A 17,052-nucleotide genomic window follows, 5' to 3' on the forward strand; every position below is an offset into this window, starting at 1 on the left:
CAGCCGCGCGCTTGCCGTTAGATAACCACACCGCGGTGACAGTGAACTCCCCCTGAATGTCACTGTTCAGTCCCAAGTGCGGGGGTGGTGCGGGGGACTTGCCCCGGCGCCCGGCTCCCCCCTTCAGCGCAGCGCGGACCCGGCCCGCCACAACTCCCAGGGCATGTTCCAGCCACCGAGGCCGTTGTCCGGCGCGACCGTGCGTTCCGGGGAGTTGAGCACCACGACGGTGTCGCCGACGATCGACTGGCCGAAGAACCAGCCCGCCGGGGTGTCCGGGCCGCCGCCCCTGATGTCCTTCAGCCCGACGCAGCCATGGCTGGTGTTGACCCCGCCGAAGACCTCCGGCGGCGCCCAGTAGTTGCCGTGGAGGAAGGTCCCCGACCTGGTGAGACGCATGGCGTGCGGCACGTCGGGGATGTCGTACTCGCCGCCGAAGCCGACGGTGTCCCCGTCCATCCGCGTGCGCGAGTGGCGCTCCAGGACCACCATCCGCCCGTTGTACGTGGGGTTCTCGGCATCGCCCGCGGTGACCGGCAGCACCGCCACGACCCGGCCGTCCCGGCGCACGGTCATGGTGTGCCGGGCGGCGTCGATGGTGCTGACCTGGTCCCGGCCCACCCGGTAGCGGACGGTTCTGCGCTGCGTGCCATAGGCGTTCGGTGCGGCCTTCACCCCGCGCAGCCGCAGCTGCACGGTGATCTCGGTGCCCGGCCGCCAGCGCTCCCGGGGCCGGAAGTCCAGCCGCCGGCGGCCGAACCAGTGGGCGGCGACCTCGACACCGGGGCGGGCGCCGACCCGGACGGCGCGTTCGACCGCGGCGCGGTCGGCGACCGGCCGGTTGAAGACGATCGAGAAGATCAGGCCGGTGCCGACGGTGGCGTCGCGCTGGGGCGCGAAGTGGCCGACGAGGCGGCGGACCGGGGCTGCGGTGGTGAAGGTGCTGTGGCGGGCGAAGCGGTGGCCCGCGCCGTCCAGGGCGATCGCGTCGACGGTGTACTTCGCGCCGAGTTGGAGGCGCCCGGGGGCGGGCCGCCAGACCATGCCGTCCGGGGAGAGCCGCCCGGCGACGGACCGCCGGCCGGCGTCACCGGTCCGGCTGACCGTGACCCGCTCCAGCCGCCCCTCGGGGACCCGGACCTCGAAGCGCCCGTCGGCCCGTACGCCGTGCGCGCCGTGGTGCGGGACGACACGGATCGTCTGTTCCGTGGAGCGCGGTGTGCCGCCGACGAGGGCCTCCGGGTCCCCGCAGCCGGCCAGCGCCGCCGCCCCGGCGAGTCCGGCCAGGACCAGGAGCGCGACGCGGGTGCGGGTGGCCGCCCGCACCGCCGCGCCACGGGCCGTCCGGCCGCCCGCCCGGTCCGGCAGCCGGTCGCGTCCACGGGTGCTGCCGCTGCGGTTCGCTCGGTCCCCTGCTCGGTCGTGCTGATGGGCGGTCATATACCGAATTGTGACGGATGATGCCCAGGTTAGGAGGTATGCCGCGGAGCGGAATGTCACGGACGGACCGGAGCGGAGCCAGGAGCCTCGCCCGGGAAGCGTGAGGCAACGCCCGGTTGCGGGAAGAACAACGGGGAGGGCGGACACCCGCACGGGACTCCCCGGCGCGCGCCGGGCGGTACCCCCTGCCGGGACCCACCGCCCGACCGAGCCATGAGCCGCAGGAGGCGGGCACGTGTCGAGCGCACCCGAGCAGGAGGCAGTGGCGGACGAACCACTCGCCCCACCCGCGGACATCCGTCCCGGCAGTCCCACCCCCCTGGGGGCCCGCTACCGCACCGGCCCCGATGGCGTCGCCGGTACCAACTTCGCCCTGTGGGCGGGCGGCGCCGAGGCCGTCGAGCTGTGTCTCTTCGACGACGCGGAGCGCGAGACGCGCCATGCGCTGACCGAGCTCACCCATGAGATCTGGCACGGCTTCCTGCCCGGGGTCCGCCCCGGACAGCGCTACGGCTTCCGGGTGCACGGCCGCTGGGACCCCTGGTCCGGCGCCCGCTGGAACCCGGCGAAGCTGCTGCTCGACCCGTACGCACGGGCCGTCGACGGCGACTTCGGCACGCGGACGGAGGAATCCGGCTCCGGGGCCGCGCTGCCCGCCCAGCTCTACGGGCACGTCCGCGACTGGCCGCAGCAGCAGGCCGCCGACACCGTGCGCGACGACCGGGACTCGGCGCCGTACGTCCCGAAGGGCGTCGTGGTCGGCGACGACACCGGGGGCGAGGACGGCGTCGACGAGTGGCGGGACGACCGCCGGCCCAAGACGCCCTGGCCCGACTCGGTGCTCTACGAACTGCATGTGCGCGGTTTCACGATGCGCCACCCCGGTGTCCCCGAGCGGCTGCGCGGCACCTATGCCGGGCTGGCGCACCCCGCGGCGCTGGAGCACCTCGTCCGGCTCGGGGTCACCGCCGTCGAGCTGCTGCCCGTCCACCAGTTCGCGCACGAGGACCACCTGGTGCGCCGGGGGCTGCGCAACTACTGGGGCTACAACTCCATCGGCTACTTCGCGCCGCACGCCGGATACGCCGCCACCGGTACCCGGGGGCAGCAGGTCGGCGAGTTCAAGCGGATGGTGCGGGCGCTGCACGACGCCGGGATCGAGGTCATCCTCGACGTCGTCTACAACCACACCGCGGAGGCCGGCGAGCTGGGCCCGACGCTCTCCCTGCGGGGCATCGACAACCGCGGCTACTACCGTCTCGCGGGCGACGCCCGCCGCTACGCCGACTACACCGGGTGCGGCAACACCCTGCACGTCGTCCAGCCCCACGTCCTGCGGCTGCTCACCGATTCGCTGCGCTACTGGGTCACCGAGATGGGCGTGGACGGCTTCCGCTTCGACCTGGCGGCCGCGCTGGCCCGCTCCCTGCACGACGTCGACATGCTCTCCCCGTTCCTCGCCGTGATCGCCCAGGACCCGGTGCTGCGCCGGGTCAAGCTGATCGCGGAACCCTGGGACGTGGGCAACGGCGGCTACCAGGTCGGCGCCTTCCCCCCGTTGTGGACGGAGTGGAACGACCGCTACCGAGACACCGTCAGGGACTTCTGGCGCGGCGCCCAGCACGATGTCCGCGACCTGGGCTACCGGCTCTCCGGGTCGAGCGACCTCTACGCCTGGGGCGGCCGCCGCCCGTACGCCTCGGTCAACTTCATCACCGCACACGACGGCTTCACCCTGCGCGACCTGGTCACCTACGAGCACAAACGCAACGCGGACAACGGCGAGGGCAACCGCGACGGCACCCACGACAACCGGTCGTGGAACTGCGGCACCGAGGGCGAGACCGACGACCGGGCGGTCACCGCGCTGCGCCACCGCCAGCTGCGGAACCTGCTGACCACCCTGCTGCTGTCGACGGGCGTGCCGATGCTGGTCGCCGGCGACGAGATGGGCCGCACCCAGCACGGCAACAACAACGCCTACTGCCAGGACAACGAGACCAGCTGGGTCGACTGGTCGCTCCTGGAAGACCCGGAGTGGCGCCCGCTGGCCGGTCTGGTCGCCCGTCTCGTCGCGCTGCGCCGCGCCCACCCCGTCCTGCGCCGCCGGGCGTTCTTCTCCGGCCGGCCGCACCGGCAGGGCGGTCTGCGCGACCTCGCGTGGTTCACCGCGGAGGGCACGGAGATGACCGAACGGGACTGGTACACCCCGGGGGCCACGCTGGGGATGTACCTCTCCGGGAACGACATCTCGCAGCGCGACGCCCGGGGCCTGCGGATCGTCGACGACAGCTTCCTCGCGGTGCTCCACGCCGCCGACTCCCCGCGCCCGTTCACCCTCCCCGGGCCGCCCTGGGCCCAGAGCTACGAGCTTCTGGTCGACACCGGGCGGGAGGAGCAGCCGGGGGCGGAGCCGTACGCGGCGGGCGCCCCGGTCACGGTGGGCGGGAGGTCGGTGCTGTTGTTCCGGGCGGTGCCGGGCTGAGGTCCACGGGCGGGGGCGCGGGGCGGGGCCGCCGGCGGAAATCCACATGAGCGTTGTCAGTGCCGCGCCGTACGCTCACGAGTGATGGCCGACACCGCGCAGACGACGAACCGGACCGACCGAACCGACGTACCCCAACGCTCCGCCGTGCGCTCGCTGTTGCGCCTGTGGCCGTTCGCCCGGCCGGTGCGGGCGCGGCTGTTCACGGCCGCGTGCGTGGGGGTGCTCGCCTCGTGCGTCAGCCTGGTCATTCCGCTGGTGCTCAAGTGGCTGGTGGACGGGCCCGTGGCGGAGCGCGATCCGGGCGGGGCCTGGCTCGGCGGCGGGTGTCTGCTGCTGCTCGGGCTCGCGGAGGCGCTGCTGTTCGGGCTGCGGCGCTGGCTGGTGGCGCGTCCGCTGGCCGGGGTCGAGGCGGCGATGCGTGCGGCGCTGTACCGCCATCTGCAGCGATTGCCGGTCTCCTTCCACGACCGCTGGCCCTCGGGCCAGTTGCTGTCGCGGGGCACGACCGATCTCCAGACGGTGCGGCTGTTCCTCGCCTTCCCGCTGACCTTTCTGCTGGTCAACGGCGTCACGATCCTGGTGGGCGCGGTGCTGCTGCTGGCCCAGCGGTGGTCGCTGGGGCTGGTGCTGCTGGCGCCGGTGCCGCCGCTGATCGTGCTGTGCGCCGTCTTCGAGGCGAAGTACGGGCGGGCGGCGCGCCGCACCCAGGACCAGCTCGGGGATCTGACGACGGTGGTCGAGGAGTCGGTGCTCGGCATCCGCATCATCAAGGGCTTCGGCCGCCACCGCAGCCAGGCGGAGGCCTTCCGGCGGCTGACCCGTGCGCTGCGGACCTCCGAGCTGCGCAAGGCGCGGCTGCTGGCGTGGATCTGGGGGTGCATCACCACCCTGCCGGAGCTGGCGATCGGCGGGGCGCTGGTGCTCGGCACGCTCCAGGTGGCCGACGGCGAGCTGTCCGCGGGCACCCTCGTCGCCTTCCTGTCCACCGCCCTGGCGCTGCGCTGGCCGGTGGAGTCGATCGGCTTCCTGCTGGCCATGAGCAACGAGGCGGCGACGGCCACCGACCGGTACTTCGAGGTGCTGGACGAACCGGCGGTGGACGGGGCGGCGGCGGAGGCGGGCGCCGGGGTCCTGGCGCGGGACGCCGGGGCCGCACCGGCGCCCGGCGCAGCGGCTCCCGCCGACACCGCCCACACCGCCCACACCGCCCACACCGCCCACACCGGCGGACTGCTCTTCTCCGGTGTGCAGTTCCGCTACCCCGACGCGCCGCCCGGCTCCCCGCCGCTGCTCCAGGACATCACCCTGCACATCCGGCCCGGCGAGACCATGGCGCTGGTCGGGGCGACGGGCAGCGGCAAGACCACGCTGACGGCGCTGGTGCCGCGGCTGTACGACCCCACCGCGGGCCGGATCAGCCTCGACGGCCGTGATCTGGCGACGCTCCGCCGGGAGGAGGTCCGTGCGCTGGTCGCGGTGGCCTTCGAGGAGCCGACGCTGTTCTCGGCGACCGCGGCGGAGAACGTCCTGATGGGCGGGGAGGGTGCCCAGGAGAGCGACCTGCGGCGGGCGCTGGAGGTGGCGCAGGCCGACGGCTTCGTCGACGCGCTCCCCGAGGGCGGTGCCACCCAGGTCGGTGAGCAGGGCCTGAGCCTGTCCGGCGGGCAGCGGCAGCGGCTCGCCCTGGCCCGTGCCGTGGTCGGCCGGCCGCGCTTCCTGATCCTCGACGACCCGCTGTCCGCCCTCGATGTGCACACCGAGGCACGGGTGGAGGCGGCGCTGCGCCAGGTCCTGGCGACCACCACGGCCCTGGTCGTCGCCCACCGGCCGTCCACGGTCCTGCTCGCCGACCGGGTGGCCCTGCTGTCCGGCGGACGGATCGCCGCCGTCGGCACCCACCACGAACTGCTCCGGGACCACCCCGAGTACGCGATCCTGATGTCCGGCGAGGGAGCGGGTGCCCGATGACCACCACCACGACCGGCCGCCCGTCCGACGGCCCCGACGACCACCCCGACGACCGCCCCGGCCCCCGGCAGCAGCCCGCGCCGCCGCCACCGGAGTCCGAGGACCTCTCCCCCGACGCGCTCGCCCAGGACGCCCTGCCCGCGCCCAAGGGGGCCGCCCGCGCGCTGCTCGCCTCCCTGCTGGGCCCGCACCGGCGCCGCGTCGGGCTGGTGGCCGTCCTGCTGCTGCTCCAGCAGGCCGCCGTGCAGGCGGGGCCGCTGCTGGTGGCCTACGCGCTCGACCGCGCGGTGCCCGCACTGCGGGCCGGTGACCACGGGCCGCTGCTCGCCGTGGCGGTGGCGGCGGCGCTGTGCGCGGCGGCGTCCGGCGGGCTGCAGTTCGGCTTCGTCGAGCTGTCCGCGCGGGTCAGCCAGGATGTGCTGCTCGACCTGCGCGGCCGGATCTTCCGGCACGGCCAGGCGCTGAGCCTGGACTTCCACGAGCGCTACACCTCCGGCCGGCTGATCTCCCGGGCCACCACGGACGTGGAGTCGCTGCGCGAACTCCTCGAAGAGGGGCTGCAGGAGCTGGTCATGATCGTCCTCTCGACGGTCTTCATCAGCGTGACCCTGCTCTGGCTGGACTGGGGGCTGGGCGCCGCCGCCCTCGCCTCCGCCGGGCCGCTGGCCCTCCTGGTCCGTTCCTTCCGGCGCCGTTCGCACCGGGCCTACAGCGCCAAGTCCACGGCGACGGCGGCCGTGATCGTGAAGTTCACCGAGACGCTCAACGGCATCCGCCCGGTGCAGGCGTTCCGCCGCGAGCGCCCGAACGACGCCGTCTTCGCCCGGCTGAACCACCGCCACCAGCGGCTCAACGGCGACACGCTGCTGGAGATGGCGCGCTATGTCGTCGCCTCCCGGCTGGTGGCCAACACCGCGGTCGCCGGGATCGTCCTGTGGGGCGCCTACCGCGTGGCCACGGGCGGTCTGGCGCTCGGCGTGCTCGCCGCCGCGGTGCTCTATCTGCGCCGGCTGTACGACCCCATCGACCGGCTCGGGATGTTTCTCAACTCCTATGAGTCCGCGGCCGCTTCACTCCTGAAGATCGCCGGTCTGCTCGCCCGGCGCCCCGGTGTCCCGGAGCCGGCCACCTCCGCCGCGCTGCCGCCCGCCGCCGCCGGGCGGCCGGGCCGCGAGGTCACCTTCCGGGACGTCCGGTTCGCCTACCGCACCGGCGGCGAGGTGCTGCCGCGCTTCGCGCTGACCCTGGCCGCCGGGACGACGGTGGCCGTGGTGGGCGCCACCGGCGCCGGCAAGTCGACCCTCGCCAAGCTCCTGGCCCGCTTCTACGACCCCACCGAGGGCCAGGTGCTGCTCGACGGCGTCGATCTGCGCGAGCTGTCCACGGCCGCGCTGCGCCGCAATGTCGTCATGGTCACCCAGGAGGCGTTCCTGTTCTCCGGCACCGTCGCCGACAACATCGCCCTCGGCCGCCCGGACGCCACCCGCGCGGAGATCGAGGGCGCCGCGCGGGCCATCGGCGCCCACGACTTCATCGCCGCCCTGCCGGACGGCTACGACACCGACGTCCGCAAGCGCGGCGGCCGCATCTCCGCGGGCCAGCGCCAACTGGTGGGCTTCGCCCGCGCGTTGCTCGCCGACCCCGTCGTGCTCCTCCTCGACGAGGCCACCAGCTCGCTGGACATACCCGGCGAACGCGCGGTGCAGCACGCCATGGACACTGTCCTGGAGGGCCGTACGGCCCTGGTGATCGCCCACCGCCTGTCGACCGTGGACATCGCCGACCGGGTGCTGGTCATGGCCGACGGCCGGATCGTCGAGGACGGCCCGCCGGCCGAACTCATCGCCGGGCGGGGCCGGTTCGCGCAGCTGCACCAGGCGTGGCGGGACAGCGTGGGGTAGGGCGGAGACGACGCGAGGGGGACGCGGCATGACCGACACCGCGAGGAGACCGGAGGTCCCCGACCGCCGCAGTGCCGGACGGTATCTGTGGTGGCTGGTGGTCCGTCAACGGGGGCGGGCGGCGGCGGGGGCCACGTACGGGAGCCTGTGGATGGTCGGGCTGATGCTGCCGCCCTATGTGCTGTCCCGGGCCATCGACGAGGGGCTGGTGCCGGGCCGGCTGCCGGTGCTGCTGGGCTGGGTGGCGGTGCTGCTCGCGGTCGGGGTGGCGAACGCCTGGCTGGCGGTCATGCGGCACCGCACCATGACCCGCATCCGGATGGACGCCACGTTCCGTACGGTGCGGGTCATCGTGGCGCACACCCTGCGGCTGGGGGCGGCGCTGCCGCGCCAGGTGACGGCCGGGGAGGTCGTCACGATCGGGATCGGCGATGTGGCGGTGATCAGCCAGACCCTGACGATGACCGGTCCCGGGGTCGGCGCGGTGCTGGCCTACGGGGCCGTCGCCGTCCTGCTGCTGACCGTGTCGCCGCTGCTCGCCGGGGTGGTGCTGCTGGGGGTCCCGCTGCTCGCGGTGCTGGTCGGGCCGCTGCTGGGGCGGCTGCAGGGGGCCGAGTCGCGCTACCGCGAGCGGCAGAGCGGGCTGGCGGCCCGGCTCACGGACCTGGTGGGCGGGCTGCGGGTGCTCAACGGCCTGGGCGGCAAGGAGGTGTTCACCGACCGCTACCGGCGCGACTCCCGGGCGCTGCAGGGCGAGGGCTACCGCGTCGGCGCGGTGACGAGCTGGGTGCAGGCCCTCGGCGTCGGCCTGCCGACGCTGTTCCTGGCCGCGGTGACCTGGCTCGCGGCCCGGATGGCGGCCCAGGGGGCCATCAGTGTGGGCGAGTTGGTGGCCGTGTACGGCTACGCGGCGGCGCTGGTGGTGCCGGTGTCGTTCTTCATCGAGGGCGGCTACGACCTCACCCGCGGGCTGGTCGCGGCCCGGCGGGTGATCCGGTTCCTGCGGCTGGAGCCGGATGCCGCCGACGGGACGGCGGACGCCCCCGAGGCCGCGTCCGTGCTGCACGATCCGGCGTCGGGTGTCGAGGTGGTGCCCGGTCTGCTGACCGCGCTGGCCGCCGCCCGGCCGGCCGAGTCGGCGGCGGTGGCCGACCGGCTGGGCCGGTTCGCGGATTCGGCCGCGACCTGGGGCACGGTACGTCTCGACGAGATCGCGCTGCCGCAGGTACGCGACCGGGTGCTGGTCGCGGACAACGAGGCCACGCTGTTCGCCGGGACGCTGCGCGAGGTGGTGTCCGGGCGCCGGGACCGTACCGACGAGGCGATCGGGGAGGCCCTCCGCACGGCGCTGGCCGAGGACATCGTCCGGGGGCTGCCGGACGGGCTGGACTCGGCGGTCGAGGCACAGGGCCGCAGCCTCTCCGGCGGGCAGCGGCAGCGGCTGCGGCTGGTGCGGGCGCTGCTGGCCGACCCCGAGGTGCTGCTGGCGGTGGAGCCGACCTCGGCGGTCGACGCACACACCGAGGGCGGTGTCGCGGCCCGGCTCCACCACGCGCGGCAAGGCCGTACGACCGTCGTCACCAGCACCTCCCCGCTGCTGCTCGACCGGGCCGACCGGGTCTACTACCTCGTCGACGGCCGGACCGCCGCCGTCGGCAGCCATCGGCAACTCCTCGACGAGCAGCCCGGGTACCGCCGTCTGGTGTCCCGCGGCGAGGACGCGGAGGACGTCCGGGACGCGGAGGGCGTGCAGGGCGCGGACGGCCCGGACGAGGGCAGCGGCTCCCGGCGCGCGCAGGCGGCCGGGGCGCCCGTGACGAAGGAGGACGCACGATGACGGCGACCGCCACCCGGCCCGGACGGTCCGCGGACGCGCCGTCGGACGGTGCGCTGCCGGTGGCCGGTCCGGCCACGACCCGGCGGGCGGCGGGCCGGCTGATCCGGCGGGACGGCCGGGCCTTCGCCCTGATGCTCGCGCTGAACGCGCTGGCGGCCGCCGCGGGGGTGGCCGGCCCCTGGCTGCTCGGCCGGATCGTGGACACGGTGCGGGCCGGCGGCGGGGTGCGCGCGGTGGACCGGCTGGCGCTGGTCATCCTGGTGTGCGGGCTGGCGCAGCTGCTGCTGGCGCGCTACGCCCGGTATGTCGGGCACCGTTTCGGCGAGCGGACCGTGGCGCGGGTCCGCGAGCAGTACGTGGAGCGGGCGCTGGCGCTGCCGGCCGCGGTTGTGGAGCGGGCCGGCACCGGCGATCTGACGGCCCGCGGGACGTCGGACGTCGCCTCGGTCGCCCGGTCGCTGCGGGACGCCGTGCCGGAGGTGTGTGTCGCCGCGGCGCAGGCGCTGTTCCTGCTGGGTGCCGTGGTGGTGCTCGATCCGCGGCTCGGCCTGTGCGGGCTGCTGGTGTTCAGCGGGGTGTTCGCGGTCCGGTGGTATCTGCGCCGGGCGCACGGCGCGTATCTGGCGGAGGGCGCGGCGACCTCGGCGCTCGCCGAGCTCCTGGCGGCCACCGCCGAGGGCGCCCGGACCGTGGAGGCGCTGGGCCTCCAGGAGAGCCGGGCGGCGGCGGGCGAGCGGGCCGTCGAGCGGTGCCGCCGCACCCGCACCCGCACGCTGTTCCTGCGCAGTGTGCTGCTGCCCGCGGTGGATGTCGCCTACGTCCTCCCGGTGGCCGGTGTCCTGCTGGCCGGCGGGGCGCTGCACGGGCGGGGCGGGATCAGCCTGGGTGTGGTCATCGCCGCGGCGCTGTATCTGCGGCAGCTGTCCGACCCGTTGGCGACGGTGCTGTTCTGGGCCGAGCAACTGCAGAGCAGCGGCGCCGCGTTCGCCCGTGTCGAGGGGCTCGGGGAGGCCCGGCGGACCGCGGGGACCGCCGCCGTGGCCCACCTCCCGCATCCCGCCCCGGAGTCCGCCGCCCCGGCCCTGCCCGCCGACGACCGCATCGAGGTCACCGGCGTCCACTACGCCTACGGGGCCGCGGGCGGCAGCCGGGAGCCCGCCGCGCGGCGTGACGTGCTGCGCGGTGTGGACCTGACGGTCCGCCCCGGCGAGCGCCTCGCCGTGGTCGGCCCGTCCGGCGCCGGCAAGTCCACCCTGGGGCGGCTGCTGGCCGGGATCGACGCACCGCGCAGCGGCTCGGTGACGGTCGGGCGGGTGCCGGTCACCGCGCTGGACCCGGCGGCGCTGCGCCGGCAGGTCGTCCTCGTCACCCAGGAGCACCATGTGTTCCTGGGCACCCTCCGGGACAACCTGCAGATCGCCGCGCCCGGCGCCGGGGACGCAGCGCTGTGTGCCGCGCTGGCCGCCGTGGGGGCCGAGTGGGCCGCGGAGCTGCCGGCCGGCCTGGACACCGAGCTGGGCGACGGCGGCCACCGCCCCGACGGCTCGCAGTCCCAGCAACTGGCCCTGGCGCGGGTGGTGCTGGCGGACCCGCACACGGTGATCCTGGACGAGGCGACCGCGCTGCTCGACCCGCGGACGGCCCGGCACACCGAGCGCGCGCTGGCCGCCGTCCTGACGGGCCGTACGGTCATCGCCATCGCGCACCGTCTGCACACCGCCCACGACGCGGACCGGGTGGCCGTCATGGAGGAGGGCCGGCTGACCGAACTCGGCACCCATGACGCGCTGGTGGCGGCGGACGGGGCGTACGCCGCCCTGTGGCGCTCCTGGCACAGCTGAGGCGCGTCGCCGGACCGGGGCGTCCGGATCGCGCCCCCGCCCGGCCCGCCGTGCGGGGGTCGTGATCCGGACGGCTGTGAACTGCCGTCCGGGCGGTTTCCGGTGCTGTGGAGGGCCGGGGACGGCTTGCGTGGCCGATCACGGGCTGTCCGGCTTCCGGACACCGATTTCGGGCAACGGACGGTTTCCGGCCAATTAGTTGAACGGAGCCTGACAACAAGCCACCGGTGGTGGGACTCTTCCCCGCAACCGCCGCACGGACCCCCACAGCATCAGCTCCCTGCGGCCGGAGGCTTCATCCGCACCACCCGTTCCACCCGTTCGCCCAGCACCTCCCGTACGTCTCCCCCCACACGCTCCAAGAGTTCTGCCTCGCTCTGCCCGGACGGCCGCTTTGCCGCCCGGTCCCCCTCGGCCGCAGCGCTTCATGGCGGCCACCGCAGAAGGAGTCAGTGTGAGACGCACCCCCCATGGACGCGCCGTCGCCACCGGCGCACTCGTCGCTGTCACCGCGATGCTGGCCGTCGGAGTCCAGGCCGGTACCGGTACGGCGGCCGCCCCGCGGCCGGGCACCACGCACGCCACCCCCGATCCCGGCGCCCTGCCGGCCAAGCTGTCCCCGTCCCAGCGTGCGGAGCTGATACGGGCAGCCGGGGCCACCACCGCCGAGACCGCGCGGCAGCTCAAGCTCGGCGCGCAGGAGAAGCTGGTCGTCAAGGACGTCTCGAAGGATGTCGACGGCACCGTGCACACCCGCTACGAGCGCACCTACGACGGGCTGCCCGTCCTCGGCGGCGACCTCGTGGTCCACGAGAGCAAGGGCGGCACGCTCAAGGGCGTCACCAAGGCCGTGCGCTCCCAGCTGAAGGTCGCGAGCACCACCGCGAAGGTGCGGCCCGCCACGGCCGAGTCGAAGGCCGTCAAGGCCGCGCAGTCGCTCGGTTCGAAGAAGACCGAGGCCGCGAAGGCGCCGCGCAAGGTGGTCTGGGTCGCCGACGGCAAGCCGCTGCTCGCCTACGAGACGGTGGTCGGCGGGCTGCAGGACGACGGCACCCCCAACCAGCTGCACGTCATCACGGACGCCACGACCGGCGCCAAGATCTTCCAGTACCAGGGGATCGAGAACGGCGTCGGCAACACCCAGTACAGCGGCAAGGTCACCGTCGGATCGTCGGGCTCGGCGCCGAACTTCTCGCTGACCGACCCCACCCGCGGCAACCACAAGACCTACGACCTCAAGCACGGCTCGTCCGGCACCGGTTCGCTCTTCACCGACGCCGACGACACCTGGGGCGACGGCACCCCGCAGAACGCCCAGACGGCGGGTGCCGACGCGGCCTTCGGTGCCCAGGTGACCTGGGACTACTACAAGAACGTGCACGGCCGCAGCGGCATCAAGGGTGACGGCGTCGGCGCCTACTCCCGGGTGCACTACGGCAACAGCTACGTCAACGCCTTCTGGGACGACGGCTGCTTCTGCATGACGTACGGCGACGGCAGCGGCAACGCCGCCCCGCTGACCTCCATCGACGTGGCCGGCCACGAGATGTCGCACGGTGTCACCGCGGCCACCGCCGACCTCACCTACAGCGGCGAGTCCGGCGGCCTCAACGAGGCGACCTCCGACATCTTCGGTACGGCGGTGGAGTTCTACGCCAACAACACCTCCGACCCCGGTGACTACCTCATCGGCGAGAAGATCGACATCAACGGCGACGGCACCCCGCTGCGCTACATGGACAAGCCGTCCAAGGACGGGGCCTCGGCCGACTACTGGTCGAGCAACGTCGGCAACAAGGACGTGCACTACTCGTCCGGCGTCGCCAACCACTTCTTCTACCTGCTGTCCGAGGGCAGCGGCCCGAAGGACATCGGCGGCGTCCACTACGACAGCCCGACCTCCGACAACCTGCCGGTCCCGGGCATCGGGCGGGCCAACGCCGAGAAGGTCTGGTTCAAGGCACTCAGCCAGTACATGAGCGCCAACACCAACTACGCGGCCGCCCGCACCGCCACCCTCAAGGCCGCCGCCGACCTGTTCGGTGAGGGCAGCGCCTCCTACAACACGGTCGCCAACACCTGGGCGGCGGTCAACGTCGGCTCCCGCGTCCCGGACAGCGGCGCGGTCTCCGTCACCAACCCGGGCAACCAGAGCGGCACCGTGGGCCAGGCGGCGAGCCTCCAGATCAAGGCGAGCAGCGGTACCGCGGGCGCACTGACGTACGCGGCGACCGGGCTGCCCGCCGGGCTCTCGATCAACGCCACCACCGGTCTGATCTCCGGTACGCCGACCGCGGCCGGCACCAGCAACGTGACGGTCACGGTCACCGACGCCGCGAAGAAGACCGGTACCGCCGCCTTCACCTGGACGGTCAACCCGGCCGGCGGCGGCAATGTCTTCGAGAACGCCGCCGATGTGCAGATCCCGGACGCCGGCTCGGCGGTCACCTCGCCGATCACCGTCGGCCGCACCGGCAACGCGCCGAGCACCCTGAAGGTCGGGGTGGACATCGTGCACACCTACCGCGGTGACCTGGTCGTGGACCTGATCGCCCCGGACGGCACGGCCTACCGGCTCAAGAACGCCAGCGCGTTCGACTCGGCGGCGAACGTGAAGACCACGTACACCGTCAACGCCTCCTCGGAGAAGGCCAGTGGCACCTGGAAGCTCCGGGTCCAGGACGTCTACTCCCAGGACACCGGCTACATCAACGGCTGGAAGCTGACGTTCTGACCTGGTGGCGGCACCCAGCCGTCACCCGGGTATGACATAGGCGGGTCATAGATCACGCCACCGCACAACTGAGGTACGAGGCAAGCGCGTTGGGCGTCGCCCCCTGATAGCCGGGGGCGGCGCCCAGCTCCGTTATGCGAACGGCGCTCACCTCTCCACGGACATTTTTCAGCCAATCCCTTTACACCCTCCTGACATGCACGCGTTCGAATGGCAGTCTCTCCGAACGCACGTCACACCCGCATCGCTTTGCACCCCCACCACTTGGCAAAGTTGAAGGAGCACGCGTGACCCCCCGCATATCCCGTAAGACCCGTGTCATCGGTACCTCGTTCGCCGTCGCCGCCCTCGTGGCCGCCGGCATCACCGCAGGTACCGCCGGCGCCTCCCCCGCCCAGACCCCCACCGCGGACGGTTCGCCCCTCAAGCTCAGTGCCTCGCACCGCGCGGAACTGCTGCGTGACGCGAGCGCCACCAAGGCGCAGGCCGCCAAGGAACTGGGCCTGGGCGCGCAGGAGAAGCTGGTCGTCAAGGACGTCATCAAGGACGCTGACGGCACCACGCACACCCGCTACGACCGCACCTACGCCGGCCTGCCGGTGCTGGGCGGCGACCTGATCGTGCACACCGCCAAGGGCGGCGCGGTCAAGAGCACCACCAAGTCGACCGACAAGACGGTCAAGGTGGCCTCCACCACCGCCAAGATCGCCCCGACCGCCGCCGCGAAGTCGGCGCAGGGCACCGCGGTGAAGTCGCTCAGCGCGAAGAAGGCCGACGCGCAGGCGCCCAAGAAGGTCGTCTGGGCCGCCTCCGGCACCCCGACTCTCGCCTACGACACCGTCGTCAACGGCGTGAAGAAGGACGGCACCCCCAGCCGGATGCACGTCATCACCGACGCCAACAGCGGCAAGAAGCTGTTCCAGTACGACGAGATCCGTACCGGCAAGGGCGAGAGCGAGTACAGCGGCAGCGTCGAGCTGGGCACCACCAAGTCGGGCAGCGGCTACACGCTGACCGACAAGGACCGCGGTGACCACAAGACCACCAACCTCGAGAACAGCGAGTCCGGTGACGGCAAGGCCTTCACGGACGAGGACGACAAGTGGGGCACCGGCAAGCCGGACGACCCGCAGACCGCGGCCGTGGACGCGCACTACGGTGCGGCCGTGACCTGGGACTACTACAAGAAGGTGCACGGCCGCGCCGGCATCAAGGGCGACGGCAAGGGCGCCTCGTCCCGCGTGCACTACGGCAAGAGCTACGTCAACGCCTTCTGGGACGACAGCTGCTTCTGCATGACGTACGGCGACGGTGAGGGCGACAAGAAGCCGCTGACCGCCCTGGACGTCGCGGCGCACGAGATGTCGCACGGTGTCACCTCCGCCACCGCCAACCTCACCTACAGCGGTGAGTCCGGCGGTCTCAACGAGGGCACCTCGGACATCTTCGGCACGTCGGCCGAGTTCTTCGCCAAGAGCGAGAAGGACCCGGGCGACTACCTCATCGGCGAGAAGATCGACATCAACGGTGACGGCAAGCCGCTGCGCTACATGGACAAGCCGTCCAAGGACGGTCAGTCGCAGGACAACTGGGACTCCAAGACCGGTGGCCTCGACCCGCACTACTCCTCGGGTGTCGCCAACCACTTCTTCTACCTGCTGTCCGAGGGCAGCGGCGCGAAGGAGATCGGTGGCGTGAAGTACGACAGCCCGACGGCGGACGGCAAGAAGGTCGAGGGCATCGGCCGGGACAAGGCCGAGAAGATCTGGTTCAAGGCCCTGACCGAGTACATGACCTCGAACACGGACTACAAGGCCGCGCGCGAGGCGACCGTCAAGGCCGCCACCGACCTGTACAAGGCCGACAGCGCCGAGGTCAAGGGCGTCGAGGCCGCCTGGACCGGTGTCGCCGTCAAGTGACGCAACATGCGGGAACGTGCTGAACATCCCGGGGTGAACTGACCCCGGAGCGGGCGGTGTCCGGAGACTCTCCGGGCACCGCCTTCGCGCGTCCCGGGCCCGACGGGGCATCCCTCCGCGGGGCCGACGGGCCACCGGGCCACCGGCCTGAGGCGGCTCCGGCCTAAGACGACTCCGGCCGGCTCTCCTTCCGCGACCGGGCCCGGTCGCGGGTCCAGGCCCCCGCGGCCACCAGCAGGGCCGCCCCGGCCCCGTACACCGGCAGCCACTGCGTCGTGGTGGCCGACAGGCACTCGGAGACCGCCACATGGCTCCGGGCCTCCTGCGCGTGCGCCAGCGCGGCCCGGTCGCGGCCGGTCAGCTGTGCCAGCTCGGCCTCCGCCCGGATGCCCTCGTACCGGCCCAGTGCGGGGCACACGTTCCGGGTCCCCGGCATCGGGAACAGCCAGCCCCAGCGCTGCAGCATGGGCGCCAGCGCGATCGCCACACACAGACCGACGGTCAGTGAGAACGCGGTCAGCTGGCGGACGTACGGGGTGCGGACCCCTGGCGTCCAGTCCGGCAGCCCGTAGAACGAGAAGACCACGGCGAGCAGCGTCACCCCGATGTAGGTGGCGAACCACTGCCAGGAACCCTGCGCGAGCGTGGCCGTCAGCACGGCGGCGAGGGCGATGCCGATGACCCCGGGCTGACCGGCGCCCCGGCCGGCGCCGGCGGGTGCCGGTCCCCGGGTGCCGTGCGGGCTGGGCTGGTTCACGGGCCGCTCCTGCGGTTCGGAAGGCCCCCAGCATCCGGCACCCCGCGCCGCCGGCCCCGGCACCGTGCCGGACGGGCCCGCGCCCCCGCCCGGTTGGGGGAGGCACCGCGCCCACCGGCGCGGCGACGGACGGCACGCGCCGCGCACTCCGTCCGGTCCGCGGGGTC

9 protein-coding genes are annotated in these 17,052 nt (G+C 73.5%); 7 read left to right on the plus strand and 2 right to left on the minus strand.

Features of this window, described 5'->3' with window-relative positions; all coding sequences use genetic code 11:
- Positions 1-123: 123 nt before the first annotated feature.
- Positions 124-1,440, minus strand: coding sequence for an Ig-like domain-containing protein (locus ACGFN2_RS23595; RefSeq protein ID WP_362610422.1), 1,317 nt, complete (start codon positions 1,438-1,440; stop codon positions 124-126).
- Positions 1,441-1,675: 235 nt separating this feature from the next.
- On the opposite strand from ACGFN2_RS23595, the gene glgX reads away from it, so the two are divergent.
- The 7 genes from glgX (at position 1,676) to ACGFN2_RS23630 (ending at position 16,128) form a co-directional block, all read left to right on the plus strand.
- Positions 1,676-3,925, plus strand: a complete 2,250-nt coding sequence (glgX, locus tag ACGFN2_RS23600; protein WP_393363508.1) for a glycogen debranching protein GlgX — start codon at positions 1,676-1,678, stop codon at positions 3,923-3,925.
- An 84-nt stretch (positions 3,926-4,009) separates the two neighbouring features.
- Positions 4,010-5,896 (plus strand): ABC transporter ATP-binding protein, encoded by a 1,887-nt coding sequence (locus ACGFN2_RS23605; RefSeq protein ID WP_393363511.1) that lies wholly within the window; start codon positions 4,010-4,012, stop codon positions 5,894-5,896.
- Positions 5,893-7,797, plus strand: coding sequence for an ABC transporter ATP-binding protein (locus tag ACGFN2_RS23610; RefSeq protein ID WP_393363514.1), 1,905 nt, complete (start codon positions 5,893-5,895; stop codon positions 7,795-7,797). The genes ACGFN2_RS23605 and ACGFN2_RS23610 overlap by 4 nt, the downstream gene beginning before the upstream one ends.
- A gap of 28 nt (positions 7,798-7,825) precedes the next feature.
- On the plus strand, positions 7,826-9,634 hold the full coding sequence (locus ACGFN2_RS23615; RefSeq protein ID WP_393363517.1) for an ABC transporter ATP-binding protein: 1,809 nt from the start codon (positions 7,826-7,828) through the stop codon (positions 9,632-9,634).
- Positions 9,631-11,475: an ABC transporter ATP-binding protein gene (locus ACGFN2_RS23620; RefSeq protein ID WP_393363520.1), complete on the plus strand. Its 1,845-nt coding sequence runs from the start codon at positions 9,631-9,633 to the stop codon at positions 11,473-11,475. The genes ACGFN2_RS23615 and ACGFN2_RS23620 overlap by 4 nt, the downstream gene beginning before the upstream one ends.
- A 454-nt stretch (positions 11,476-11,929) precedes the next feature.
- Positions 11,930-14,209: a M4 family metallopeptidase gene (locus ACGFN2_RS23625; RefSeq protein WP_362610434.1), complete on the plus strand. Its 2,280-nt coding sequence runs from the start codon at positions 11,930-11,932 to the stop codon at positions 14,207-14,209.
- Positions 14,210-14,496: 287 nt separating this feature from the next.
- Complete coding sequence (locus ACGFN2_RS23630; protein WP_393363524.1) at positions 14,497-16,128, plus strand: M4 family metallopeptidase; 1,632 nt, start codon at positions 14,497-14,499, stop codon at positions 16,126-16,128.
- A gap of 163 nt (positions 16,129-16,291) precedes the next feature.
- Here the strand turns inward: ACGFN2_RS23630 and ACGFN2_RS23635 are convergent, their stop codons facing one another.
- Positions 16,292-16,885, minus strand: coding sequence for a hypothetical protein (locus tag ACGFN2_RS23635; protein WP_362610437.1), 594 nt, complete (start codon positions 16,883-16,885; stop codon positions 16,292-16,294).
- Positions 16,886-17,052: the final 167 nt, after the last annotated feature.

The organism is Streptomyces sp. NPDC048612 (genome assembly GCF_043199295.1).
Taxonomy (GTDB): domain Bacteria; phylum Actinomycetota; class Actinomycetes; order Streptomycetales; family Streptomycetaceae; genus Streptomyces.